Source organism: Streptomyces chattanoogensis (assembly GCF_001294335.1).
Taxonomy (GTDB): domain Bacteria; phylum Actinomycetota; class Actinomycetes; order Streptomycetales; family Streptomycetaceae; genus Streptomyces; species Streptomyces chattanoogensis.
On the sequence record NZ_LGKG01000001.1, the window covers coordinates 187,781 to 211,557 of the forward strand.

General features: G+C 69.5%; 20 protein-coding genes. 11 read left to right on the top strand and 9 right to left on the bottom strand.

Annotated features, from left to right (window positions below):
• The first annotated feature begins 110 nt into the window (after window positions 1-110).
• From ADL29_RS00805 to ADL29_RS00820, 4 genes are all read left to right on the top strand, one after another.
• Entirely contained in the window at window positions 111-2,387 is a 2,277-nt protein-coding gene (locus tag ADL29_RS00805; protein ID WP_053921874.1) for an ABC transporter family substrate-binding protein, read from the top strand.
• A gap of 166 nt (window positions 2,388-2,553) precedes the next feature.
• Window positions 2,554-4,461, top strand: a complete 1,908-nt coding sequence (typA, locus tag ADL29_RS00810) for a translational GTPase TypA (RefSeq protein ID WP_053921875.1) — start codon at window positions 2,554-2,556, stop codon at window positions 4,459-4,461.
• Between the two features lie 140 nt (window positions 4,462-4,601).
• Window positions 4,602-4,907, top strand: a complete 306-nt coding sequence (locus ADL29_RS00815; protein WP_053921876.1) for a DUF1330 domain-containing protein — start codon at window positions 4,602-4,604, stop codon at window positions 4,905-4,907.
• Between the two features lie 9 nt (window positions 4,908-4,916).
• Window positions 4,917-5,405 (top strand): SitI3 family protein, encoded by a 489-nt coding sequence (locus ADL29_RS00820; RefSeq protein WP_053921877.1) that lies wholly within the window; start codon window positions 4,917-4,919, stop codon window positions 5,403-5,405.
• Here ADL29_RS00820 and ADL29_RS00825 read toward each other — a convergent pair.
• Window positions 5,396-5,800: a hypothetical protein gene (locus tag ADL29_RS00825; protein WP_245689088.1), complete on the bottom strand. Its 405-nt coding sequence runs from the start codon at window positions 5,798-5,800 to the stop codon at window positions 5,396-5,398. The two genes, ADL29_RS00820 and ADL29_RS00825, sit on opposite strands and share 10 nt — an antisense overlap.
• Before the next feature lie 11 nt (window positions 5,801-5,811).
• Window positions 5,812-6,534: a TIGR03086 family metal-binding protein gene (locus ADL29_RS00830; protein ID WP_245689089.1), complete on the bottom strand. Its 723-nt coding sequence runs from the start codon at window positions 6,532-6,534 to the stop codon at window positions 5,812-5,814.
• 51 nt (window positions 6,535-6,585) lie between these two features.
• Here ADL29_RS00830 and ADL29_RS00835 point away from each other — a divergent pair, with 51 nt between their 5' ends.
• On the top strand, window positions 6,586-7,089 hold the full coding sequence (locus ADL29_RS00835) for a MarR family winged helix-turn-helix transcriptional regulator (RefSeq protein ID WP_078970636.1): 504 nt from the start codon (window positions 6,586-6,588) through the stop codon (window positions 7,087-7,089).
• Between the two features lie 40 nt (window positions 7,090-7,129).
• Here ADL29_RS00835 and ADL29_RS00840 read toward each other — a convergent pair whose 3' ends face one another.
• Window positions 7,130-7,738, bottom strand: coding sequence for a hypothetical protein (locus ADL29_RS00840; RefSeq protein ID WP_053922209.1), 609 nt, complete (start codon window positions 7,736-7,738; stop codon window positions 7,130-7,132).
• Window positions 7,739-7,941: 203 nt separating this feature from the next.
• On the opposite strand from ADL29_RS00840, the gene ADL29_RS00845 reads away from it, so the two are divergent.
• The 5 genes from ADL29_RS00845 (at window position 7,942) to ADL29_RS00865 (ending at window position 13,666) form a co-directional block, all read left to right on the top strand.
• Window positions 7,942-9,561: a peptide ABC transporter substrate-binding protein gene (locus tag ADL29_RS00845; RefSeq protein WP_053921879.1), complete on the top strand. Its 1,620-nt coding sequence runs from the start codon at window positions 7,942-7,944 to the stop codon at window positions 9,559-9,561.
• A gap of 66 nt (window positions 9,562-9,627) precedes the next feature.
• Window positions 9,628-10,551, top strand: a complete 924-nt coding sequence (locus tag ADL29_RS00850; protein ID WP_046926179.1) for an ABC transporter permease — start codon at window positions 9,628-9,630, stop codon at window positions 10,549-10,551.
• A complete protein-coding gene (locus tag ADL29_RS00855) occupies window positions 10,544-11,557 on the top strand; it encodes an ABC transporter permease (protein ID WP_046926178.1) in 1,014 nt (337 codons plus the stop codon). Before ADL29_RS00850 ends, ADL29_RS00855 begins: the two co-directional genes overlap by 8 nt.
• 11 nt (window positions 11,558-11,568) lie before the next feature.
• Complete coding sequence (locus tag ADL29_RS00860; protein ID WP_053921880.1) at window positions 11,569-12,585, top strand: ABC transporter ATP-binding protein; 1,017 nt, start codon at window positions 11,569-11,571, stop codon at window positions 12,583-12,585.
• On the top strand, window positions 12,572-13,666 hold the full coding sequence (locus ADL29_RS00865) for an ABC transporter ATP-binding protein (RefSeq protein WP_053921881.1): 1,095 nt from the start codon (window positions 12,572-12,574) through the stop codon (window positions 13,664-13,666). Before ADL29_RS00860 ends, ADL29_RS00865 begins: the two co-directional genes overlap by 14 nt.
• 70 nt (window positions 13,667-13,736) lie before the next feature.
• Here the strand turns inward: ADL29_RS00865 and ADL29_RS00870 are convergent, their stop codons facing one another.
• From ADL29_RS00870 to ADL29_RS00890, 5 genes are all read right to left on the bottom strand, one after another.
• Window positions 13,737-14,888, bottom strand: coding sequence for an ABC transporter ATP-binding protein (locus ADL29_RS00870; RefSeq protein ID WP_046926176.1), 1,152 nt, complete (start codon window positions 14,886-14,888; stop codon window positions 13,737-13,739).
• Window positions 14,889-14,900: 12 nt separating this feature from the next.
• Complete coding sequence (locus ADL29_RS00875) at window positions 14,901-15,965, bottom strand: ABC transporter ATP-binding protein (protein ID WP_053921882.1); 1,065 nt, start codon at window positions 15,963-15,965, stop codon at window positions 14,901-14,903.
• Between the two features lie 11 nt (window positions 15,966-15,976).
• Complete coding sequence (locus ADL29_RS00880; protein ID WP_053921883.1) at window positions 15,977-16,954, bottom strand: ABC transporter permease; 978 nt, start codon at window positions 16,952-16,954, stop codon at window positions 15,977-15,979.
• 128 nt (window positions 16,955-17,082) lie between these two features.
• The gene (locus ADL29_RS00885) at window positions 17,083-18,879 is read right to left on the bottom strand and encodes an ABC transporter substrate-binding protein (protein WP_078970637.1); all 1,797 of its coding nucleotides are present in this window, start codon (window positions 18,877-18,879) and stop codon (window positions 17,083-17,085) included.
• 88 nt (window positions 18,880-18,967) lie between these two features.
• Window positions 18,968-19,999 (bottom strand): ABC transporter permease, encoded by a 1,032-nt coding sequence (locus ADL29_RS00890; protein ID WP_053922210.1) that lies wholly within the window; start codon window positions 19,997-19,999, stop codon window positions 18,968-18,970.
• Window positions 20,000-20,485: 486 nt separating this feature from the next.
• Between ADL29_RS00890 and ADL29_RS00895 the strand changes: the two genes are divergently transcribed.
• Window positions 20,486-21,583, top strand: coding sequence for a hypothetical protein (locus tag ADL29_RS00895; RefSeq protein WP_245689090.1), 1,098 nt, complete (start codon window positions 20,486-20,488; stop codon window positions 21,581-21,583).
• 46 nt (window positions 21,584-21,629) lie between these two features.
• On the opposite strand, the gene ADL29_RS00900 is transcribed toward ADL29_RS00895, so the two are convergent.
• A complete protein-coding gene (locus ADL29_RS00900) occupies window positions 21,630-23,777 on the bottom strand; it encodes a S9 family peptidase (RefSeq protein ID WP_053921885.1) in 2,148 nt (715 codons plus the stop codon).

Sequence of the window (23,777 nt, forward strand, 5' to 3'; positions counted from 1 at the left end):
ACGGCCGCGCCGGGACCGCTCGCCTTCAGTAGGGGAGCCATAGATGTGATGAGCCGCAAAGTCGGCCGGACGGGTTGGCGCGGCGCGGGCGAGCCTCGGAGGTAACTGCCATGACCGACCAAGTCAGCTCAGCGTGCCGCAGACGCCGCTGTGCCGCGCTGATCGCGGCGGGGGTGCTGCTCCCGCTGCCGGTCCTGGCCGGATGCGGTGACGACTCGGACGCCCCGGCCGCCTCCCAGGACATCGCCCCGGCCGCCCGGGAACGGCTGAAGGACGGCGGCACCGTCCGGTGGGCCGTTGACACCATGCCCGGGACCCTCAACGCCTTCCAGGCCGACGCCGACTCCACCACCGCGCGGATCACCGGAGCGGTGCTGCCCGCCCTGTTCACCCTCGACGACCGCGGCCGCCCGCAGCGCAACGCCGACTATCTGGACGCCGCCGACATCACCGCCCGTGACCCGAAACAGGTCGTCACGTACAAGATCAACCGCCGGGCGCGGTGGAGCGACGGCCGCACGATCGGTGCCGCGGACTTCATCGCCCAGTGGAAGGCGCTGCGCGGCAAGGACAACGCGTTCTGGACCGCCCGTAACGCCGGGTACGACCGGATCGCCAAGGTCGCCCAGGGCAGGAACAGCCACGAGGTCAAGGTCACCTTCGCCCGGCCGTACGCCGACTGGCGGTCCCTGTTCACCCCGCTCTACCCGCAGAGCGTGATGGGCGATGCCGATGCCTTCAACGACGGGTCGCGGGAGCGGCTGGCGGTCGTGGCCGGGCCGTTCATGGTGGGGGAGCGGGAGAAGGGCAACGACCGCGTGACCCTGGTCCGCAACCCGAGGTGGTGGGGCGCCCGCGCCAAGCTCGACCGGATCGTCTTCACGGAGCTGCCGCGGGACAAGCGGGCCGCCGCCCTGGCCGACGGTTCCGTGGATGTCGCCGAGGTCGATCCGGGGGCCGCCAAGAAGGTCGCCGCGGCCGGCCATCCGGCGGCCCGCGCCGGGCTCCGCGGCTACACCGTCCGCAAGGCCCTCGAACCCGCCTACACCCAGCTCGCCCTCAACGGCAGCACCGGCCCGCTCACCGACGAACGGGTGCGCCGCGCGGTGGCCCGCGCCATCGACCGCCAGGCGCTCGCCGACACCGTCCTCAAGCCGCTCCGGCTCCCCGCCAAGCCGCTCGGCAGCCATCTGCTGATGGCCGGGCAGGAGGGTTACCAGGACCACAGCGACGCGGTCGGCGGGCAGGACGCCGGGGCGGCCAAAGCGCTGCTCGCGGACGCGGGCTGGAAGCCGGGCGGCACCACCGAGCAGGCCAAGCAGCGGCCGCACGAGGCGGTGCCCACCGGCCTGGGAGGCACCTCGTCCCCCAAGGGCGGCTCCTCGGACGGCCGTAACCCGGAGCGGCCGGGCCACGCCGCCCGGGCCGCCGCGCAGGACCACGACGCCGGTGCCCGGCCCGCCGTCGCCGAAGCCCCGCTGTCCGCCGCGGGCGCGGTCGGTTCCGAAGTCCAGCAGTCCGCGCTGCTGCGGCAGAGCGCAGCCCTCTACAAGGCGGAGGCCGCGGCCCGGGAGGCGGCGGACGGCGGTGCCACCACGGCGTCGCGGACGTACCAGCGGCGCGCGGCGCGGGCGCTGGTCGCCGCCGAGCGCGTGGAGACCGGGCAGGACCTCGGGCAGGAGGCAACCGGCGGGACGCGCCCGATGAGCGCCGAGCAGGCGCGCGAGGCACGGGCCGATGAGGAGCGCGCGCACCCGGTGGCCGCCGCCCAGGTCCCCGCCGACGCCGGCCCGGAGGCGAAGGGGGCGCCGAAGGAGAGGGCCGCCGCCGTCCCCGTCATGCGCAAGGACGGCAAACCGCTCACCCTCCGCTTCGTCCTCCCCGACGGCGTGGGTTCGGAGCAGCTGCGGACCGTGGGGGAGCGGATCTCGGGCATGCTCGGCAAGATCGGCATCCAGACCACCGTCCAGCGGGTCGCCGACGCCAGTTACTTCCAGGACCACATCGCCGCCGGCGACTACGACCTGGCGCTCTACTCCTGGCCCGGCACCGCCTACCCCGCGACCGACGCCCGCCCCATCTACGCCAAGCCCGAGCCCGCCGCCGACGGCTCGCTCACCGTCGAGCAGAACTACACCCGTGTCGGCACCGACCACATCGACCAGCTCTTCGACCAGGCCGCCGCGGAGCTGGACGAGGACGCGGCGGGCAGCCTGATGGCCCAGGCCGACGCCCGTATCTGGGCCGTCGCCGGATCCATTCCCCTCTACCAGCGCCCGGAGCTGGTGGCCACCAGGAAGTCGCTCAAGAACGTCGGCGCGTTCGGCTTCTCCTCGCCCCGCTTCCAGGACATCGGTTACACGAAGCAAGGGTGGAGCCAGAGCTAACAATCGGTAAGACTTCGCAGGTCAGAGGGCATGCGCACAGGCTGCGGCGGCCGATGTCGCCGCAGCCCCGTACCATGGGGTGAGGCCGTGGCGTCATCCAAGCCCGGCGGGCGCGCGTAACGGACCGTACGCGCCGCCATCCACGATTCCGGGAGAAGCACCGCTAGTGCCCACGCGCCACGACATCCGCAACGTAGCCATCGTCGCCCACGTCGACCACGGCAAGACGACCATCGTCGACGCCATGCTCAAGCAGGCCGGCGCGTTCGCCGCCCACCAGCTCGAGTCCGTCGACGACCGGGTCATGGACTCGAACGACCTGGAGCGTGAAAAGGGCATCACGATCCTGGCGAAGAACACCGCCGTCAAGTACCACCCCAAGGATGGCGGCGACGTCATCACCATCAACATCATCGACACCCCGGGCCACGCCGACTTCGGTGGCGAGGTCGAGCGCGGTCTGTCGATGGTGGACGCAGTCGTCCTGCTCGTCGACGCCTCCGAGGGCCCGCTCCCGCAGACCCGCTTCGTGCTCCGCAAGGCGCTCCAGCAGCGTCTGCCCGTCATCCTGTGCATCAACAAGACGGACCGCCCGGACTCCCGCATCGACGAGGTCGTCAACGAGACCTACGACCTCTTCCTCGACCTGGACGCGGACGAGGAGCAGATCGAGTTCCCGATCGTCTACGCCTGCGGCCGTGACGGCATCGCCTCGCTGACCAAGCCGGAGGACGGCACCGTCCCGGCGGACAGCACCAACCTGGAGCCGTTCTTCTCCACGATCCTGGAGCACGTCCCGGCCCCCGAGTACGACGAGACGGCCCCCCTCCAGGCCCACGTCACCAACCTCGACGCCGACAACTTCCTCGGCCGTATCGCGCTGCTCCGCGTCGAGCAGGGCGAGCTGAAGAAGGGCCAGACCGTCGCCTGGATCAAGCGCGACGGCACGATCGCCAACGTCCGCATCAGCGAGCTGATGATGACCGAGGCGCTCACCCGCAAGCCGGCCGAGAAGGCGGGCCCCGGTGACATCTGCGCGGTCGCGGGTATCCCCGACATCATGATCGGCGAGACCCTCGCCGACCCGGAGAACCCGATCGCCCTCCCCCTGATCACGGTGGACGAGCCGGCCATCTCCATGACCATCGGCACCAACACCTCCCCGCTGGTCGGCCGCGGCGGCACGGGCAAGGGCGCGGACGCCAAGTCCGCGATAAAGGACCGCAAGGTCACCGCCCGCCAGGTCAAGGACCGCCTGGAGCGCGAGCTGATCGGTAACGTCTCGCTGCGCGTCCTGGACACCGAGCGCCCCGACGCCTGGGAGGTGCAGGGCCGTGGCGAGCTGGCGCTGGCCATCCTGGTCGAGCAGATGCGCCGCGAGGGCTTCGAGATGACCATCGGCAAGCCGCAGGTGGTCACCAAGGAGGTCGACGGCAAGACCTACGAGCCGGTCGAGCGCATGACGATCGACGTGCCCGAGGAGCACATGGGCGCCGTCACCCAGCTCATGGGCACCCGCAAGGGCCGTATGGACAACATGTCCAACCACGGCTCCGGCTGGGTCCGCATGGAGTTCGTCGTCCCCTCCCGCGGTCTGATCGGCTTCCGTACGGAGTTCCTGACCAACACCCGCGGTACGGGCATCGCCCACTCCATCCACGAGGGCCACGAGCCCTGGTTCGGTGCCCTCCAGACCCGTAACAACGGCTCCCTGGTCGCCGACCGCTCCGGTGCGGTCACCGCCTTCGCGATGACCAACCTCCAGGAGCGCGGCGTCCTGTTCACCGAGCCGGGCACCGAGGTGTACGAGGGCATGATCGTCGGTGAGAACTCCCGCTCCGACGACATGGACGTCAACATCACCAAGGAGAAGAAGCTCACCAACATGCGCTCCTCCTCGGCCGACTCGTTCGAGGCGATCGTGCCGCCGCGCAAGCTCTCCCTCGAGCAGTCGCTGGAGTTCTGCCGCGACGACGAGTGCGTTGAGGTGACCCCCGAGGCGGTCCGCATCCGCAAGGTCAACCTGGACGCCCGCGAGCGCGCCCGCGCTGCCTCGCGTGCGAAGCACGGCTGAGCCTTCGCCTTTGCCTGACGGGGCGCCTCTCCTCCGGGAGGGGCGCCCTTCGGCTTTCCGGTTTCCTGGCGGCGGCTGCGTGATCGCCGGGAGCGCCATGTGCCCGCCGGGAGCCGGAAATTGCCGGTAGCTTCTGCTTCATGACTGCTTATGTGATCGCGGATGTCCAGCTGACCGGTGACGCCGAGGAGGTGGAGCAGTACCGTGCCAACGTTCTCGTCACCCTTGAGCCCTACGGCGGGCGGTTTCTCGTGCGCGGGGGAGAGTTTCAGGTTCTCGAAGGTGACTGGCAGCCCGGTCGCATAGTCGTCGTGGAATTCCCCAGCGTCGAGGCGGCGCAGGCGTGGAACGACTCGGCGGCGTATCAGGAGATCGCCCCGCTGCGTATCCGTAACACCGACAGCAAGCGGCTGCTCGTCGAGGGGACGCCGGGCGAAGCGAACTGAAGGGGCGTCATGGCTCTCGACTACCACCTCGAAATGGCAACCGCGGTGCCTGCGGCGGAGGTTGCCGGGGCGCTGTGTGAGGTGGCCCGTCCCCTCGGGCTGTTCGGTGCGCAGGAGATCCCCGGGAGGGTGCTCGGCGACGGGGTGGTGAGCGCGACGGGCACGTGGATCCGTGCGGGTGGGCAGAAGCCGGGCCCGCGGCCGTGGGATCCGGTGATCAGCGATCTCGGGATCACTCCGACGGTGTGGGTGATGTTCCGGCTGGGTAAGTGGCACGACTGCTGCGACCAGCAGGACGCCATGATCCGGCTGGTGGACGGCCTGCTGGGCCGGGTCCGCGGCGATGCCGTGCTGCACTTCCAGTCCGAGCAGATCTGGCTGCTGCGGCGCGGTGACGACCTCAGCCTGAGCGAGCAGGATGACATCTGGCCCCCGCGCCGCCTGGCCGCCGTCACCCGGCCGTACCGCCGGGCCACGCACGCCTTCGCCTACGAGTGACCGGCTCTCCGGGAGCCGGCCGGACGGCGGGCATACGGGCGGAGGACGCCCCGCGCTCGGGCCCAGATCTCGTACGGATCGCAGCGGTCCGCCGTCCACGTGGCCGAGGTCAGGGACCCCCGCCCCCGGTAGCGCCGCATGATGGCGACATGCGGCGGCCACGAGACGAAGCCCTGCAGGGCCGCCTCGTCGCGCCAGACGGCGACCGCACCGCAGCGACGGGCGGTCGGGGCCGCCCACAGCCACACGCCGACCGCCCCCTCGAGGCCCGGCCATTCGGTGGTGAGGCGGCGGGCGGCGCGATAGACGCCCGGCAGATCGGTGAACCGGGTGAGGGTGAAGTCGGTGAGGCTGACCAGGACCGGGCCGTCGTGGGCGGTGACCGGTCCCGGCACCCAAGAAGACCTCAGCACGGCGCGGTCGGGGACCAGGACGGTGACCGCCCGAGGGTCGTCAGGATCCGGTCCAGCAGGCCCGCGCCCTCGCCCGCGGGGAGCCCCGGGCGGAAGGCGCTCCCCGGGGCCAGCCGGTGGTCGTCGCCGGTGGGGACCGCCTCGGCGATGGGGAGCGCGGCGCGGAGCAGCGCCGGGTCGGGGGCGTACGGGAGGCCCAGCGTCCTGGCGACGTCCCAGCCGTGGACGACGTAGTCGATGAAGTGGAAGCCGATGGCGCGGGTGGCCGGGAAGCGCTGGGAGGCCGTGAATTCCGGGAGGGCGAAAAGGCGGTCGGGGGCGTCGGTCCCGGCGAAGGCGGCGATGACGTCATCGGCCGCGGCGGCGTAGGCCGCCACCGGGTCCTGCGCCGGCGGGCCCGCCCTCCAGTGCGCCGGGTCCTGGCCGTCACCGCGTGCGGCCGCCGCGAAGCCCCGGTGCTGGACGGTCATATGGGCGAGCAGTTCCGCCAGGGTCCAGGCGGAGCAGGGGGTGGGGCGGGGCAGGTCGGAGCGGGTCACCTGGCGTACGACGGCCACGCTGGTGCGTACGGCCCGGGCGTCGAAGTCCCTGAGGAGAGCCAGGAGTTCGACGGTCGGGGAGGTGGTTGAGGAGGTGGTTGACGAGGCGGTCGGGGAAGGGGGCCGGGGGACGTCTTCGGGGAGGCCTTGAGGGCTCGGGCCGGAATTCATATGCATGCGCTTACGATGTGCGTGAGCTTATGATCTGTCAAGGGGTATTTTCTTGGCATGGGTGAGCGTGCGGGTGCGGATGACGCGGCGGCCGGAGGCGAGCGGGCCGGGGGACGGGCCCCCCGTCCCGATCTGGCGGCGATGATCGTGCCGCTGGGCCGCGCCCTGATGGCCGCCGAGCAGCCGGTTCTCGACGCGCACGGGCTCGCCATGTGGGCCTATGCCGTGCTGCTGCGGCTCGACGAGACCCCGATCCGGTCCCAGGCGGCGCTGGCCGGGGCCATCGGGGCGGACAAGACCCGGATCATCGCCGTGCTCGACGATCTGGAGGAGCGCGGACTGATCCGGCGCCGGCCCGATCCGGCGGACCGGCGGGTGCGGCTGCTGTCGGTCACCCCGGAGGGGCGCCGGCTGCGGGATGCCGTCCAGGCGGATATTCAGCGGGGCGAGGAGGAACTCCTGGCCCGGTTCCCGGCCGCGGAGCGGGACGGGTTTCTGCGGGTGCTGCGGGCGCTGTCCGCCGATCCGCCGGTGACGCCGAAGGGAAAAGCCGGCGGGTGACCCGGCGGGTGACGGAGCCGAGCGGCATTGCGGATCGTGGTCAGGCGGGTTCCGGCGACGACGGAATGCCGTAGTCCTCCAGGAGACCGGTCATTTCCTCCGCGACGCCCTCGTGGGAAGGGAACCTCCGCAGCCATGCGGCGAACGGCCGGCCGTATTCCCCCATGGCCGCCTCGATGAGGGCCGCTTCCTCTTCCTCGTCGGGCGCGGTGAGCCCGAAGTGCCGGTGCAGCCAGGCGAGGTACTGCTGACGGTCCGGAAAGAGCCTGTCCAGGTCCTCTTCCTCGCCCTCGTCCATGAACTCGCGGTTGACCGGGATCAGGCGGAAGAATTCCCGCAGATCGCGTGCATGGACCCAGGTGTCCCCCTCGTCGCCGAGGAAGACGACGGGAAGGGCGGCGAGATCGCTTCGGTCGTCGTGCCGCCACAGTGCCCAGACCGAGCCGCCGGCGGTGGCCTCGGCGAAAGGGATCAGCCGGTCGATGAGCTCGGCGTCGTCCGGGTTCCGCGAGGAACTCCCCAAGTGATCCTTGCGGTTGTACTCGAAGTTGAGGAGCGAGAAGCCGTCGGCATACCGGTGTGCCCCCACCCGTTCCTCGAATTCCTTGAGCAGGTTCAGCTCGGGTATCGGGGAGTAGGCGTCGGTCATGAGGGCCACCGTGCGGAAGAGGGGTGCGTCCGGGTGAATCCACTGTACGGATGCGGCCATCGGCCCGGGGCCATACGGGGGATTTCTCGGGTTTTCGGGGCGCCGACGGCCAACGCTGGCCGCATTATGTCGTCTTTTGCGCTCGTATAGAGCCCTCGAATAGAGCGGAAGCGCTTCGGGAAGACCTGAGGAGGCAGCACCCCATGCGTGGAGCCAGGCGCGCGAAGTGGGCCGTATGTGCCATCGCCGTCGCCCTCGCGGCCACGGCCTGTGGAGGTGGCGGCGGGGAGAGTTCCGGGGTGGTCAGTTCCTCCTGGGGGGACCCGCAGAATCCGCTGGAGCCGGCCAACACCAATGAGGTGCAGGGCGGCAAGGTCATGGAGATGCTCTTCCGGGGGCTCAAACGCTACAACCCCAAGACCGGCGCCGCGGAGAATGTGGTCGCCGACAGGATCGAGACCACGGACTCGCAGAATTTCACGGTGAAACTGAAGGGCGGCTGGACGTTCAGCAACGGCGAGTCGGTCACCGCCAAGTCCTTTGTGGACGCCTGGAATTACGGTGCGGCGCTCGGCAACAAGCAGAAGAACTCCTCCTTCTTCCAGTACATCGACGGGTACGACAAGGTCCACCCGGACAGTGGCACGCCCACCGCGAAGACGCTGTCGGGGCTGGTGGTGAAGGACGACAAGACCTTCACCGTCAAGCTCAATCAGAAGTTCTCCAGCTGGCCCGACACCCTTGGCTATTCGGCCTTCATGCCGCTGCCGCAGGCCTTTTACAAGGACCACAGTGCCTGGCTGAAGAAGCCGGTCGGCAACGGCCCGTACACGGTGGACTCGTACACCAAGGGCTCCGCGCTGAAGCTGCGCAAGTGGGACAAGTACCCGGGGCCGGATCCGGCGCAGAACGACGGTATCGATCTGCGGGTGTACACCGACACCAACACCGCCTATACCGACCTCCAGGCGGGAAACCTGGACCTCGTCGACGATGTGCCGGCCGCACAGCTCAAGAACGTGAAACGGGACCTGGGGGACCGGTACATCAATCAGCCGGCCGGGATCATCCAGACCCTCACCTTCCCCATGTATGAAAAGGACTGGGGCGGTTCGGGGGAGAAGGAGAAGCTGCGGCAGGGAATCTCGATGGCGATCAACCGGGAGCAGATCACCGACGAGATCTTCCGGAAGACACGCACACCCGCCACGGACTGGACCTCGCCGGTGCTGGGCGCACAGGGGGGATACAAGGCGGGGCTGTGCGGCGGCGCCTGTGCATTCGATCCCAAGAAGGCCAAGCAGCTCATCCAGGAGGCGGGCGGGCTGCCCGGCGGGAAGATGACGCTCGGCTACAACGCGGACGCCGGCTCGCACAAGGACTGGATCGACGCGATCTGCAACAGCATCAACAACACGCTGGGCAGCGACCGGGCATGCGTCGGCGCGCCGGTCGGGACGTTCGCGGACTTCCGTAACAAGATCCAGTCGAAACAGATGACCGGGCCGTTCCGGGCCGGCTGGCAGATGGACTATCCGCTGATCCAGAACTTCCTGCAGCCGTTGTACTACACGGGCGCGTCCTCCAACGACGGAAAGTTCAGCAATGCCGGCTTCGACAAGCTGGTGAACGAGGCCAATGCACAGACGGACGTCGCCAAGGCCGTCGGGAAGTTCCAGGACGCGGAGAAGATCCTCGCCCAGCAGATGCCGGCCATTCCGCTCTGGTACCAGAACGGCAGCGGCGGTTACTCCGACCGGATCACCGATGTGTCGCTGAATCCCTTCAGCGTGCCGGTCTACAACGAGATCAAGGTGAAATGAGATCCAGGCGCAATGAGATCCAGCCGCAATGAGATCAAGGTGGTGTGAGGCTCCGGAGGCCCGCTCATGGGACGCTATGTGATCCGGCGGCTGCTCCAGATGATCCCGGTGTTCATCGGCAGCACGTTCCTGATCTTCTTCATGGTGTACGCACTCGGCGACCCGGTCGCCGCACTGTTCGGCGACCGGGCGCCGGACCCCGCCACCGCCGCCCAGATCCGCCACGATCTCTTTCTCGACCAGCCGCTGTGGAAGCAGTATCTGCACTACATGGGGCAGATCTTCCAGGGGAATTTCGGCACCGCGTTCAACGGCCAGTCGGTGACCGAACTGATGGCGGACGCCTTCCCGGTGACGGTCCGGCTGACGATCGTCGCCATTGTCATCGAGATGATCGTGGGGGTGGTGCTGGGGGTGTTCAGCGGACTGCGGCGCGGGCGGAGCGTGGACACCTCGGTCCTGCTCCTCACCCTGGTCGTGGTCTCGATCCCCACCTTCGTCAGCGGCTATGTGCTGCAGTTTCTTTTCGGGGTGCAGTGGGGCTGGGCGGCGCCCACCGTCTCCACCGACGCCCCGCTGAACGAACTCCTGCTGCCGGGGCTGGTGCTGGCGCTCGTCTCGCTCGCCTATGTCACCCGGCTGACCCGGACCTCGATCGCGGAGAACGCGCGTGCCGATTACGTCCGCACGGCCATCGCCAAGGGGCTGCCCCGGCACCGCGTCGTCACCCGTCATCTGCTGCGCAATTCGCTGATCCCGGTCGTCACCTTCATCGGCACCGATATCGGGGCGCTGATGGGCGGCGCCATCGTCACCGAGCGCATCTTCAATATCCACGGTGTGGGATTCCAGCTCTACCAGGGAATCCTGCGGCAGAATTCGCCGACGGTGGTCGGCTTTGTGACGATTCTGGTGCTGGTCTTCCTGGTCGCCAACCTTCTCGTGGATCTGCTGTATGCCGTCCTCGACCCGAGGATCCGTTATGCCTGAGCCCTACGAGCCGTTCGAGGCCGCCAAACCGTACGAGGCCTATGCGGCGAAGGAAGCCATCGGGCACGGCGACGGCGGCTCCGCCGCGCTGGCCATCGGCGAGGCCGAATCGCTGGAACGGGTCCCGGGAGCCGGCCCGCCCGGCGGCGAGCCCACCGGCAAACCGCGCAGTCTGTGGAGCGACGCCTGGCACGATCTGCGCCGTAACCCCGTCTTCGTGCTCTCCGCGCTGGTCATCGTCTTCCTGGTGCTCATCGCGATCTGGCCGCAGTTGATCGCCACCGGCAACCCCTACCGCGGGGACCTGGCCAAGGCGCAGCAGGGCGCCGCGCCCGGCCACCCCTTCGGCTTCGACACCCAGGGCCGGGACGTCTACACGCGGGTGGTCTACGGGGCCCGCGCCTCCATCACCGTCGGCGTCTGCGCCACAGCCGGTGCGGCGCTCCTGGGGAGTCTGCTGGGCGGGCTGGCCGGGTTCTTCGGCCGCTGGTGGGACACCGGGCTGTCGCGGCTCGCGGATATTTTCTTCGGCATTCCGGTGATCCTCGGCGGGCTCGTCTTCCTCTCCGTCATCACCAGCAGCACCGTCTGGCCGGTGGTCGGCTTCATCGTGCTGCTGGGCTGGCCGCAGATCTCCCGGATCGCCCGCGGCTCCGTGGTCACCGCCAAACAGAACGACTACGTCCAGGCGGCCCGGGCCCTGGGCGCCGGCAACGGCCGGCTGCTGCTGCGGCACATCACGCCGAACGCCGTCGCCCCGGTCATCGTCGTCGCAACCATCGCCCTGGGCACCTTCATCGCCCTGGAGGCGACGCTGTCCTTTCTGGGCGCGGGCCTGAAGCCGCCGACCGTCTCCTGGGGCATCGACATCTCCGCGGCCTCCACCTACATCCGTAACGCCCCGCACATGCTGCTGTGGCCCGCGGGCGCGCTGAGCATCACGGTGCTGGCGTTCATCATGCTCGGCGACGCGGTACGCGACGCCCTCGACCCCAAGTTGCGCTGAGGAGCGGGCAGATGAGTGGGCAGACGACCGGTCCCGGCGAGGACGCGACATTGCTCGAGGTGCGCGATCTGCGGGTGGAGTTCCGTACCCGGGACGGCGTCGCCCAGGCCGTCAACGGCGTCAGCTACCGGGTGGCGGCGGGGCAGACGCTGGCGGTGCTGGGGGAGTCCGGCTCCGGGAAGTCCGTCACCGCGCAGGCCGTCATGGGCATTCTCGACTCGCCTCCGGGGTTCGTCACCGGCGGCGAGGTCGTCTTCCAGGGCCGCGATCTGCTCAAGCTGGGCAAGGACGAACGGCGCAAGGTGCGCGGCGCGAAGATGGCGATGATCTTCCAGGACGCGCTGTCCTCCCTGAACCCGGTGCTCAGCGTCGGGGCCCAGCTGGGGGAGATGTTCCGCGTCCATGAGGGGACCTCCCGCAAGGAGGCGCGGGAGCGGGCCGTCGAGCTGATGGAGCGGGTCGGGATCCCCGCGGCCCGGCAGCGGGTGGGGGACTATCCGCACCAGTTCTCCGGCGGAATGCGCCAGCGCATCATGATCGCGATGGCGCTGGCCCTCGCCCCCGACCTGATCATCGCCGACGAGCCGACCACGGCCCTCGACGTCACCGTCCAGGCCCAGGTGATGGATCTGCTCGCGGAGCTCCAGCGCGAGTACCACATGGGGCTGATCCTGATCACCCATGATCTGGGGGTGGTCGCGGATGTCGCCGACACCATCGCGGTGATGTACGCGGGACGGATCGTGGAGACCGCACCGGTCCACCATCTCTACAAGGCGCCCGCGCACCCGTACACCCGCGGCCTGCTGGAATCCATCCCGCGCCTCGACCACAAGGGCCAGGAGCTGTACGCGATCAAGGGCCTGCCGCCCAATCCGGCCGCCATCCCGCCGGGCTGCCCCTTCCACCCGCGCTGCCCGCTCGCCCGGGACGTCTGCCGTACGGATCCCCCGCCGCTCTACGACGTGGGCCCCGGCCGGACCAGCGCCTGCCACTTCTGGAAGGAGACCCTCGATGGCGCACGCTGACGGACCCCAGGCCGTTCAGGACCCCCAGCGCCCCCAGCCCGGCCAGGCGGCGCTCGGCGAGCCGATTCTCGAGATCCGGGACCTGGTCAAGCACTATCCGCTCACCCAGGGGGTGCTCTTCAAGAAGCAGGTCGGCGCGGTGAAGGCCGTCGACGGGGTCTCGTTCGACCTGCGCAAGGGCGAAACGCTCGGCATCGTCGGGGAGTCGGGGTGCGGGAAGTCCACGCTGGCCAAGATGCTGGTGGGGCTGGAACGGCCGACGTCCGGTCAGATCCGCTACCAGGGACAGGACATCGCCACGCTCTCCGGGCGCGCGATGAAATCCGTACGGCGCAACATCCAGATGGTGTTCCAGGACCCCTACACCTCCCTCAATCCCCGGATGACGGTCGGGGACATCGTCGGCGAGCCGTACGAGATCCACCCCGAGGTGGCCCCCAAGGGAGACCGCCGCAAGAGGGTGCAGGAACTCCTGGACGTGGTGGGGCTCAACCCGGAATACATCAACCGCTATCCGCATCAGTTCTCCGGCGGCCAGCGGCAGCGCATCGGCATCGCCCGCGGGCTCGCGCTCCGGCCGGAGATCATCGTCGCCGACGAACCGGTCTCCGCGCTGGACGTGTCCGTCCAGGCGCAGGTGGTCAACCTGCTGGAGGGCCTGCAGGACGAATTCGACCTCTCCTATGTCTTCATCGCGCACGATCTCTCGGTCGTACGGCATATCTCCGACCGGGTCGCGGTGATGTACCTGGGCCGGCTCGCCGAGATCGGTACGGACGAGCAGATCTACGATCACCCCACGCATCCGTACACCCAGGCGCTGCTCTCCGCCGTACCGGTCCCGGACCCGGAGGCCCGCGAACACCGGGAACGCATCCTGCTGGCCGGTGACGTCCCCTCACCCGCCGATCCCCCGTCCGGCTGCCGTTTCCGCACCCGGTGCTGGAAGGCCCAGCCGCTGTGCGCGGAGGTCGTTCCGCCGCTGGAGGTGCCCGCGGAATTCCAGGACACCGAGAGCCCGGCTCGGCACGCCTCCGCCTGCCATTTCGCGGAGGAGCGGCATGTGGTGCCGAGCGACTAGCCGGGCGTCCCGGCAGCGCAGTGGGGGTGCCCGGCCCGCAAGGCCGGACACCCCCAGGTGAACCCGGATGTCAGAGGCTCTTGCCGCCGGCCGACTCCTCGTCGGAGCCGGCGGTCCCCTCCTCGATCGCCGCCAGCGCCGGGTCCAGGACGATGTCCTCCCCGCGCGCCGCAGTTGTCGGCTCCTCGGGGAAGTGGCAAGCCGTCAGATGCCCCGCCTCGTTCCCCGAGAGCCGGACCAGTGGCGGCTCCTCGGTCGCGCACTTGTCCTGGGCCTTCCAGCACCGGGTGCGGAAACGGCAGCCCGAGGGCGGGTTGACGGGGGAGGGGACGTCGCCGGCGAGCCGGATGCGCTCGCGGCCCTCGCTCTCGTCCTCCACCAGCGTGGCCTCGGGGACGGCGGAGAGCAGGGCGTGCGTGTACGGGTGCCGCGGCCGGTGGTAGATCTCGTCACGGGTGCCCACCTCGACGATCTTGCCGAGGTACATCACCGCGACCCGCTCGCTGAAGTGCCGCACGATCGCCAGGTCGTGGGCGATGAACAGGAACGCGATGCCCAGCTCGCGCTGGAGCTGCTGGAGCAGGTTGACGACCTGCGCCTGGATGGAGACGTCCAGCGCCGAGACCGGTTCGTCGGCGACGATCAGCTTCGGCTCCAGGGCCAGGGCGCGGGCGACGCCGATGCGCTGGCGCTGGCCGCCGGAGAATTCGTGCGGGAAGCGGTTGTAGTGCTCGGGGTTGAGACCCACGGTCTCCAGGAGCTCGCGGATCCGCTTCTCCCGGCCGCCGGGCGGATTGATCCCGTTGATCTCCATCGGGCCGCCGATGATGGTGCCGACCGTCTGCCGCGGGTTCAGCGAGGCATACGGGTCCTGGAAGATCATCTGGATCTCGGAGCGGACCGGCGCCAGCTCCTTGCGGCCGGCGTGGGTGATGTCCCGGCCCGCGTAGGTGATCTTGCCGGCGGTGGGCTCCATCAGCCGGGTGAGCAGCCGCCCGGTGGTGGACTTGCCGCAGCCCGACTCGCCGACCAGGCCGAAGCTCTCGCCGGCGTGCACGGTCAGGTCCAGGCCGTCGACGGCCTGGACCGCGCCGACCTTCCGCTTGAACGGGAAGCCGCCGTAAATGGGGAAGTGCTTGGTCAGCCCCTCGGCGGTGAGCAGCGGCTCGCCCAGGGCGGGCGCGGTGTCGCTCGGCGTGGGGAGGGTGACGTTGTCGGTCATGGTGATGGCTCCCTAGCCCAGCCGGGGCTTGATCTGCTCAGTGAAGAAGGTCTGCTTCTGCTCGGCGGTCAGATGGCACGCGGCGGCGCGGCCGAGCGCCAGCGGCGGCCGGTCGTCGGTGCAGCGCGCCCCGCTGACCTGGTCGACGAAGCCGCAGCGCGGGTTGAAGGCGCAGCCGGTGGGCGGGTCGAGCAGGCTCGGCGGGGCGCCCGGGATCGGGTACAGCGCCTCGTTGACGTCGGAGGAGAGCCGCGGCATCGAGCTCAGCAGGCCCCAGGTGTACGGGTGCTGGGGCCGGGTGAGGATGTCCTTGACCGAGCCGCGCTCCACCGCCCGGCCGGCGTACATCACCAGCAGGTCGTCCGCGGTGTTGGCGACCACGCCCAGGTCATGGGTGATCAGGATGATCGCGGAGCCGAACTCCTGCTGGAGGTCCTTGAGCAGGTCCAGGATCTGCGCCTGCACGGTCACGTCGAGTGCGGTGGTCGGCTCGTCCGCGATCAGCAGCGCGGGGTTGCAGACCAGCGCCATGGCGATCATGGCGCGCTGGCGCATACCGCCGGAGAACTGGTGCGGATAGTCGTCCACCCGCAGATTCGGCTGCGGGATACCGACCTTGGTCAGCATCTCGATCGCCCGCTGCCGGCCCTCGCGCTTGCTGGCACCGGTGTGCTTGATGAACGGCTCCGCGATCTGCCGGCCGATCGTGTAGTACGGCGAGAGCGCGGTCAGCGCGTCCTGGAAGATCATGGCCATCTTGTTGCCGCGGAGCTTTTCCAGGGTCTTCTCCCTGGCCCCGGTCAGCTCCTGGCCGTCCAGCGTGATCTCACCCGTGATCTCGGCCGACTTGGGGTTGTGCAGGCCCAGGACGGCGAGGTTGGTGACGGACTTGCCGGAGCCGGACTCGCCGACGATGCCCAGCGTCTGGCCGCGTTCCAGGTCGAAGGAGAGGCCGTCGACCGCCTTGACGATGCCGTCCTCGGTGGAGAACCGCACATGCAGGTCACGGACGGAGAGGAAGGGGTCCGATCCGGCCGGGGCCGCCGCGTCCTCGGTCTTGGTGAGGGATGTGGTCACTTCAGACTCTCCTAGGACAGGCGCACGCGCGGGTCGATGAGCGCATACGTCGCATCCACGATGATGTTGAACAGGACGATGAACGTGGCCGCGAAGAGCATCACGCCCATGACCGTGGGCAGATCGGTGTGGAGCACCGACTCCATCGACAGGGTGCCCAGGCCCGGCAGGGAGAACGTCACCTCGGTGATCATCGCGCCGCCGAACAGCGTGCCCAGGTCGATGCCGAAGATGGTGACGATGGGGATGAGCGAGCCCCGCCAGGCGTAGCGGAAGAAGACCGTCGCGGCCGACATGCCCTTGGCGCGCGCCGTGCGGACGTGTTCCTCCTGCAGCTGCTCGATCATCGCGGAGCGCGCCATACGCGTGTACTGCGCGGTGAAGATGATCGACAGTACGCACCACGGGATCAGCAGACCCATGAACCAGCCCGCGGGATCCTCCGTGATGGGCACGTATTCCGGCTGTCCCAGCAGATTGGTGTTGTAGACGAGCAGCGCCAGCACGATGGGGCCGACGAAATAGATCTGCATCGAGCTGAGCACCAGCGAGACCGAGCTGAAGACCTTGTCGAGCAGCGAACCCTGCTTCCAGGCGGCGAGCATGCCGGTGGCCAGGCCCACGAACAGGAAGACCGCGGCGGCGCCGAGGGTCAGCGACAGGGTGATCGGGAAGCGGTCGACGATGGTGCTCCACACCGCGTCGTTGGTGGCGAAGGAGTAGCCGAAGCAGGGGGCGGGGCAGGGACCCTGCGCGAAGTCGCGGCCGGTGATGATGCCGGACATGAAGTGCCAGTACTGCACCGGGACCGGCTGGTCGAGCCCCAGGTTCTTGTGGATGATCGCGAGTGCGTCAGGGCCGCAGTTCCGTCCGCAGGCCAGCAGCGCGGGGTCCCTTGGGGCGGCGAAGAAGAGGAAGAACGTGAAGGCGCTGATGAGCAGCAGAATCACGAACGCGCCGAGAGACCGGCGGACGAGGAATCGAAGCATGGCAGATCGCAGCTCTCGTGGGGCGGCGGAAGTGTGGAGGGTGGGGGCGGGCACGGTGTGCCCGTCCTGGGGGACGGGCACACCGGTGCCGGGGTGACCGCTACGGATACGCGGTCACGTGGTTGCTGCTACTTCTTGACGAACATCTTGGTCGGGTCGACGGAGGAGATGATGTCGTTGTTGACGACGCCGCCGACCTTGGAACCGTGCAGCTGGATCTGCTTGTAGTAGAAGGTCGGGATCTGCGGCAGGTCGTTCTTGAGGATCTTCTCGCCGAGCGCGAACCAGTCGTCCGCGGCCTTCTTCTGGTCGGTCTCCTGGGAGATCCGGTCGATCTCCTTGTTGGTCTCGGCGCTGTTGTACAGCGAGTAGTTGGTGCCGCCGTCCTGGATCTGCCGGCCGTCGTACACCGGGGGAAGCACGGTCAGAGAGCTCGGCCAGTCCGCGCCCCACGCCGAGGGGTAGACATCGAACTGGTTGTCCGTCTTGCCGATGATGTCGTAGTACGTGTCCGCCGGCAGGTCCTTGTTCTGGACGTCGAAGCCGGCCTTCTTGAGGTTGTCGACCACCGCGACGGAGTACTTCGCGGGCTCGGTCGCCGTGTTGTGGGCGTAGGTCAGCTTCATGCCGACCTTGCCGGCCGCCTTCAGGATCTTCTTGGCCTTCTCGACATCACCCCGCGGCTTCTTGAGCTTGCCGTAGGGGTCGATCTCCTTGAAGCCGGTCAGCGTCGGGCTGATGTAGCTGCCGGCGAGCTCACCGCCGCCCGGGGTGCCGTACTGATCGAGGATGTCCTGCGTCGGCATCGCATAGGCGATGGCCTGGCGGACCCGCTTGTCCTTCAGGCGCCGCATGTTGAAGTTCATCACGCCGACATAGGGCTGGTAGCCGGACGTCGAACGGGCCTTGATCTTCGGGTCGTTGGCGACCTGCAGCATGTTCGCCGCGTCCACCTGGTTGTTGAAGCTGACCGCGGTCTTGTTGTCCGCGTTGTCGGACATCAGTCGCTGGGTGGACTGGGGGTAGGACACGCTGAACTGGATGTCGAACTTGTCGACGTACTGGTGACGCGAGATGTCGGTCTTCGGGTCCCACTGGGTGTTCTTGACCAGCGTGATGCCCTTGCCGTTCTTGAACGAACCGGGCTGGATCTTGTACGGGCCCGAGGAGACCGGGGCCTTGTCGTACTTCTCCTTGGTGTCCTTGGCCTTCTCGACTGCGCCGTAGCCCGCCATCGCCAGGGCGTAGGGCAGGTCACCCACCGGCTTCTTGAAGTGGAAGACGATGGTTTTGTCGTCCGGCGTGTCCAGGACGGTCTTGGGCAGGTGCTTCCCGTCGTAGGGGCCGCCCTTGAGGATCTTGCGGTAGTCGGTCGAGTCGGCCAGCCAGCGCTGGAGGTACGTCGGGCCGCTGGAGATGAAGTCCGCGAAGGTCCGCTCGACGGTGTGCCGGATGTCGTCCGAGGTGATCGGCTTGCCGTCCTCGAACTTGATGCCGTCCTTGAGCTTGTACGTCCACGTCTTGCCGCCGTCGGACTTCTGGCCGCTGTCCGTGGCGAGGTCGCCGACGACGGTGTACTTGCCCTTGTTGTCCAGGTGGTACGTCGTCAGCCGGCGGGTGAGCAGCGTCGAGAGGGTGCCCATGTCGGAGACGTACTGCTGCGCCGGGTCCAGGTGCGCGTAGGTGTCACGCTGGTAGACCGTGATGGTGCCGCCCGGGGTGGCGCCGGGTACCGGCTCGGCCGGACCCTTGGAGGCGGCTGCGTCGCCGAAGGTGATCTGGGCGCGCTGCTTCTCGGCGTTGCGGCGGGCGTCGTCGTCGGACGCGCCCTGCTTGGCACCGGCGCTGCACCCGGTAAGGGCCAGCGCCCCGGCGGTAAGGGCCACGATCGCGGCCTGCGCTCTGCGCATACGGACATTGCTCATGGTGATGGATGCACCTGCCTGTCGTTGATCCGTTGCTGCTGCCTGACTGATGCGGCACCGGGGTGGCAGCACCCCCTGTGGAACGGATTCACCGAGCCCGTTTCGGGTCGAAGGCGTCCCGGACCGAGTCCCCGAGCAGGTTGAACGCGACGATGAAGAGGACCATCGCGACGCCGGGGAAGAACAAGTACGTGATGTCGTTGTGGTAGTAGTCCGCCGCCTTGGCGAACATCCGGCCCCAGTCCGGAGTGGGCTCGACGAGACCCACGCCGAGGAAGGAGAGCCCTGCGATGGAGGTCACGAAGTTCGGCAGCATGTAGGTCGTCTGGACCAGGATCGGCGTCATCACGTTCGGCACCAGCTCGCGCCGGATGATCCGCCCCGGAGAGGCGCCGCTGATCTTGGCCGCCTCGATGAACTCCCGCTCACGCAGCGACAGCACCTGGCCGCGCAACAGCCGGGCCAGGCTCATCCAGCCCAGGAACCACATCACCAAGATGAGGATCGTGGACCGCAGCCACAGGGGCATCTCGTCCTGGGGAGCGACGAAGATGGCGCCCACGACCGGGACGAACGCGACATAGAACAGCTGGTTGGGGAACGCCATCAGCAGGTCGATGACACGGCCGATGAAGTAGTCGGTACGGCCGCCGAAGTAACCGGCGGCGACGCCCAGCACGATCGCGGTGAGCACCGAGACCAACGTGATCGCCACAGCCAGGCCCAGGGTGTTGCGGATGCCGTACAGCAGCTGCATGAACACGTCGCGGCCCAGTTCCGGTTCGATGCCGAACCAGAAGTCCGAGGACATGCCGCCATTGGGGCCGGCAGGGTAGTTGTTGATCAGCAGGCCCTCAGTTTGCGTCCCGTAGCGGGTGTAGGGGTCCTTGCCGTAGAGCTTGGAGATGACCGGTGCGAGCAGCCCGATCGCGAAGAAGAACAGCACGATGCAGGCGCTGATGACGCCGGTGCGGTCACGCTTGAAGCGGGCCCACATCAGCTGGCCCGGAGAACGGCCCGTCAGTGCACCGCTCTTGCCTTTCTTCTCCGAGGCCGCGCCTTCGGTGTCCGGACCAGGGGTGTCGGTCTTGGTCACCGCGGTCTGGGAAGGACTAGTCATCGCGAAGTGCCCCCGCGCCGAGTTCTCTTGGAACATGAAGCGGCGCCGATTCGCGCCGTTGGATGAGCGCGACTTTCGCAAGTGATTTATGGCGTAGTCAAGGGTGTGCGGTGCGCTGTTGTACCGGTCGTCTACTTCTTGAGCGAAGATTGCGCAGATTGACGCATAGGCGTGCTTGACACGCCGCCGTTATGTACGGCATGGGGGACATATGCCAGCCAATTGCTTTAACAAGACGGCAACTTCGCTGAAGTAACTCCGATATACGGACGCGGAATGATGAACAACGTACGGCCGTGCGGGTGCCGTAGACCGGCCGGAGACCCCCAGTGGGCCCCGGCCGGTCACCGTTTCGCCGGTGTTCGCCGCCCTGCGTGCGCGTATGTGTTGTCCCGGCCCCGGGGGTGCAGTAGACCTGCGGTAGACGCCCGCGCTCCGGCGGGCGCCAAGGACGACCAGGCGCATCGACGCGGACGGGAGCGGGCCGTGTCCACCAGGCAGAAGAGGGGTCTCAGCGACGGTGCGCGGGGCACCGGAGCGCTGGCCTGTGTACTGATGGCGCTGCTGAGCACCGCCTGGATCATCCGGGACCTCAACATCGCGGAGCAGCCCGCCGACGTGTGGTGGGCGTGGCTGGGCGAGGCGCAGCGGCCTGCCGAGTTCACCGCCTGGGCCACCTCGGCCCTCGATCCGCTGCTGGTGCTCGGCGCGCTCGGCGCCGCGGCCGCCGCGCTGCGCGCCGCCTCCTCCGTGGCCTCGGGCGCGCTGATCGCCCTGGCGGCCGGCACGGCGCTGCTGCGGCTCCCGCTGCTGTGGGTGCTGGGCGCGGGCTGGCTGCAGGGTCTGGAGAGCGGGCTGACCGGGCGGGCCCGGCTGACCGCCGGCGCCCAGCTCGCGCTCGCCGTGATCCTGGCCGTCGTGGTCGCCACGGGCCGCCGGCCGGACGGAAGCGAGGACCGGGCGCTGCGCGGGGTGACCCGGACGGCGTACGGCGTGGTCCACCGGCTGCCGTACGACGATCCCGACGAGGTGCCCGGCCGCCCGCGCCGGGGCCCGGCCGTCGCGCTCGGCCTCCTCCTGGGCGCCGCCGGGCTGGCCATCGCCGCCTGGGAGCTCCACTGGTCGCTGCGGCTGGGCTGGGGCACCTACCGCAAGGGGCTGCTCGGCGACGCCTCCGTCTTCCGGGCGCTGCTGCAGCCGCCGCTGCACTGGCAGATGGCGGCGCTCGCCCTGCTGGCCCTGGGGGCCGCCGCCGCGGCGCTGCGGCAGGCGTCCTGGGCCCGTCCCGCGGCCATGGCGGCCGGGGCGCTGCTGTTCGCGCAGGCGGCCGGCGTGCTCGTCTTCGCCGGGGGCACCGGGCAGCTGGACCGCTTCCCCGCACTGCCCGGACAGGCCCGGCTCGAACTCGGCACCGCACTCCTGGTGGCGGTGGCCGGGCTGGCCGCCCTGGTCGTCGCGGCCCGGCCCGGCGTGCCGGACGGGGGCCCGGAGGAGGACGGGGCGCAGGGCTACGGCGCCTCCCCGGAGGCGGAGCGGCCGCAGCACGCACCGCCCCCGCCGTCCACGCTCCCGCCCGGCTGGTAAGGGGCCGGACCCTTCACCCGGTACCTCTCACCGGACCCTTCGCCGGTCACCTCATCCGCAGCGACCGCTTGAGGAAGTCCACCTGCAGCAACAGCAGATTTTCGGCCACCTGCTCCTGGGGCGTCATATGGGTCACCCCGGACAGCGGCAGCACCTCGTGCGGACGGCCCGCCGCGAGCAGCGCCGAGGACAGCCGCAGCGCATGCGCCACCACGACGTTGTCGTCCGCCAGCCCGTGGACGATCAGCAGCGGCCGGTGCGGCTCCACCGCCCCCGACAGCCCCTCGTCCGTGACCAGCGAATTGGCGGCATAGACGGCCGGTTCCTCGTCCGGGTGCCCCAGATACCGCTCCTGGTAGTGCGTGTCGTACAGCCGCAGATCGGTGACCGGCGCGCCCACCACCGCCGCATGGAAGACATCCGGGCGGCGCAGCGCCGCCAGCCCCGCCAAATAGCCGCCGAAGGACCAGCCGCGGATCGCGACCCGCTCCAGGTCGAAGGGAAAGGATCCGGCCAGCGCCTGGAGGGCGTCGACCTGGTCCTCCAGGACGACCTGGGCAAGCTCCCTCGACACCGCCTTCTCCCAGCCGGGGGACCGGCCCGGGGTGCCCCGGCCGTCCGCGACCAGCACCGCGAACCCCTGGTCGGCGAACCACTGGGACGTCAGATAGGCGTTCTGCGCGGCAACCACCCGCTGCCCGTGGGGACCGCCGTACGGGTCGAGCAGCACCGGCAGCGGGCCGTCGGCGTCCGTATAGCCGGTGGGCAGCAGCACCGCACACGGGATCTCCCGCTCACCGGCGAGCGCGAAGCGGGGCCGGGCGGTCAGCAGCGGCTCCTCGGCGTACGAGGCGATCGTGGCCAGCGTCGTCTCGCCGCCGTCCGCGGCCAGCCGTACGACCTCCACCCGGGCGCCGGGCCGGTCCACCGACGACTGGGAGAGCACCACCACCGACCCGCCGCGCACCGCGGAGGACACCGTCGGATACGGCCGCTCGCCCACCCGCTCCCAGCCGCCCTGGTCACCGCTTCCGCGGAACCAGACGCGATAGACGCCGATGTCCTTCATGTCCGTGCCGCTCGCGGAGAAGAGGACATCGTCCTCCCCGATGTCCAGCACCGCACGGACGTGCAGCGGCGCACCGGTCAGCGGGCGGTCCCCGACGAACAGCCTGCGCGCCCCGCCCTCGTCCGCGATCCGTACGAGCCGGCCGTCCGGCGTCCAGCCGGGCGCCCCCGGGAACGGCTCGACCCATACCTCGTCCTCGTCGTCGTGCACCGTACGGGTCGCGCCGGTTGCGGTGTCGACGGTCAGATAGCGCTGGTCGCGCTGATCGCGGGACTGCACCAGCAGCAGCGGCGGTCCGGCCGCGGACCAGTGGACGCGCGCCAGGTAGGGGTAGCGCTCATGGTCCCAGGTGACGTCCGTACGGGAGCCGTCCAGGCCGAGCAGCGCCAGGGTCACCGCGGCGTTGGCGGTGCCCGCCGCCGGGTAGGCGATCGGCGCGGGCTCGCGGTCGGGATGCGCGGGGTCGGCGATCCACCAGCGCCGCACCGGGGAGTTGTCGACCCGCGCGGCCAGCACCCGGTCGCTCTCCGGGGACCACCAGAAGCCCCGGTGGCGTCCCATCTCCTCGGCGGCGATGAACTCCGCCAGGCCCCAGGTGACTTCGGGGCCGTCGGGCTCGGCGAGCACCTGGTCCGCACCACCCCCCTCCACCGCGGTCACCCGCAGCCGGCCCTCGGCCACGAACGCCACATGCCGCCCGTCGGGTGACGGGCGGGGGTCCACCACCGGTCCCGGGGCCGGGAGTTCACGCGTGGTGCCGGCTCGCAGTTCGGAAACGAAGAGCCGTCCCGAGAGGGTGAATGCCGCCAACTCCACTGCCGCGTCCACCGCGTAGTCGACGATGCCCGCCGAGCCCTCCCGGGTACGCTCGCGGCGGGCCCGCTCCTGCGGGGAGAGTTCCTCGTGCGCACCGGCGAGCAGCGTCATAGGGTCGGCGGCGGTGAACTCCCGTCCCTCGTCCAGGTCGAGGACCCACAGCCGCTGGGCGCGGTCGGTGCCCGAGGCGGAGCGGAGAAAGACGACGCGGGCGCCGTCGGGCGAAAGGGAGTAGCCGCGCGGAGCGCCCAGTGTGAAGCGCTGTGTACGGGCATGCTGCCGGGGGAAAGAGGGCTGTCCGGTCGTCAT

Coding starts and splice junctions, on each gene's coding strand:
- ADL29_RS00805 (WP_053921874.1), top strand. CDS start 111: ATGACCGACCAAGTCAGCTCAGCGTGCCGCAGACGCCGCTGTGCCGCG.
- ADL29_RS00815 (WP_053921876.1), top strand. CDS start 4,602: ATGACTGCTTATGTGATCGCGGATGTCCAGCTGACCGGTGACGCCGAG.
- ADL29_RS00820 (WP_053921877.1), top strand. CDS start 4,917: ATGGCTCTCGACTACCACCTCGAAATGGCAACCGCGGTGCCTGCGGCG.
- ADL29_RS00830 (WP_245689089.1), bottom strand. CDS start 6,534: ATGCATATGAATTCCGGCCCGAGCCCTCAAGGCCTCCCCGAAGACGTC.
- ADL29_RS00835 (WP_078970636.1), top strand. CDS start 6,586: ATGGGTGAGCGTGCGGGTGCGGATGACGCGGCGGCCGGAGGCGAGCGG.
- ADL29_RS00840 (WP_053922209.1), bottom strand. CDS start 7,738: ATGACCGACGCCTACTCCCCGATACCCGAGCTGAACCTGCTCAAGGAA.
- ADL29_RS00845 (WP_053921879.1), top strand. CDS start 7,942: ATGCGTGGAGCCAGGCGCGCGAAGTGGGCCGTATGTGCCATCGCCGTC.
- ADL29_RS00850 (WP_046926179.1), top strand. CDS start 9,628: ATGGGACGCTATGTGATCCGGCGGCTGCTCCAGATGATCCCGGTGTTC.
- ADL29_RS00855 (WP_046926178.1), top strand. CDS start 10,544: ATGCCTGAGCCCTACGAGCCGTTCGAGGCCGCCAAACCGTACGAGGCC.
- ADL29_RS00860 (WP_053921880.1), top strand. CDS start 11,569: ATGAGTGGGCAGACGACCGGTCCCGGCGAGGACGCGACATTGCTCGAG.
- ADL29_RS00865 (WP_053921881.1), top strand. CDS start 12,572: ATGGCGCACGCTGACGGACCCCAGGCCGTTCAGGACCCCCAGCGCCCC.
- ADL29_RS00870 (WP_046926176.1), bottom strand. CDS start 14,888: ATGACCGACAACGTCACCCTCCCCACGCCGAGCGACACCGCGCCCGCC.
- ADL29_RS00880 (WP_053921883.1), bottom strand. CDS start 16,954: ATGCTTCGATTCCTCGTCCGCCGGTCTCTCGGCGCGTTCGTGATTCTG.
- ADL29_RS00885 (WP_078970637.1), bottom strand. CDS start 18,879: ATGAGCAATGTCCGTATGCGCAGAGCGCAGGCCGCGATCGTGGCCCTT.
- ADL29_RS00890 (WP_053922210.1), bottom strand. CDS start 19,999: ATGACTAGTCCTTCCCAGACCGCGGTGACCAAGACCGACACCCCTGGT.
- ADL29_RS00900 (WP_053921885.1), bottom strand. CDS start 23,777: ATGACGACCGGACAGCCCTCTTTCCCCCGGCAGCATGCCCGTACACAG.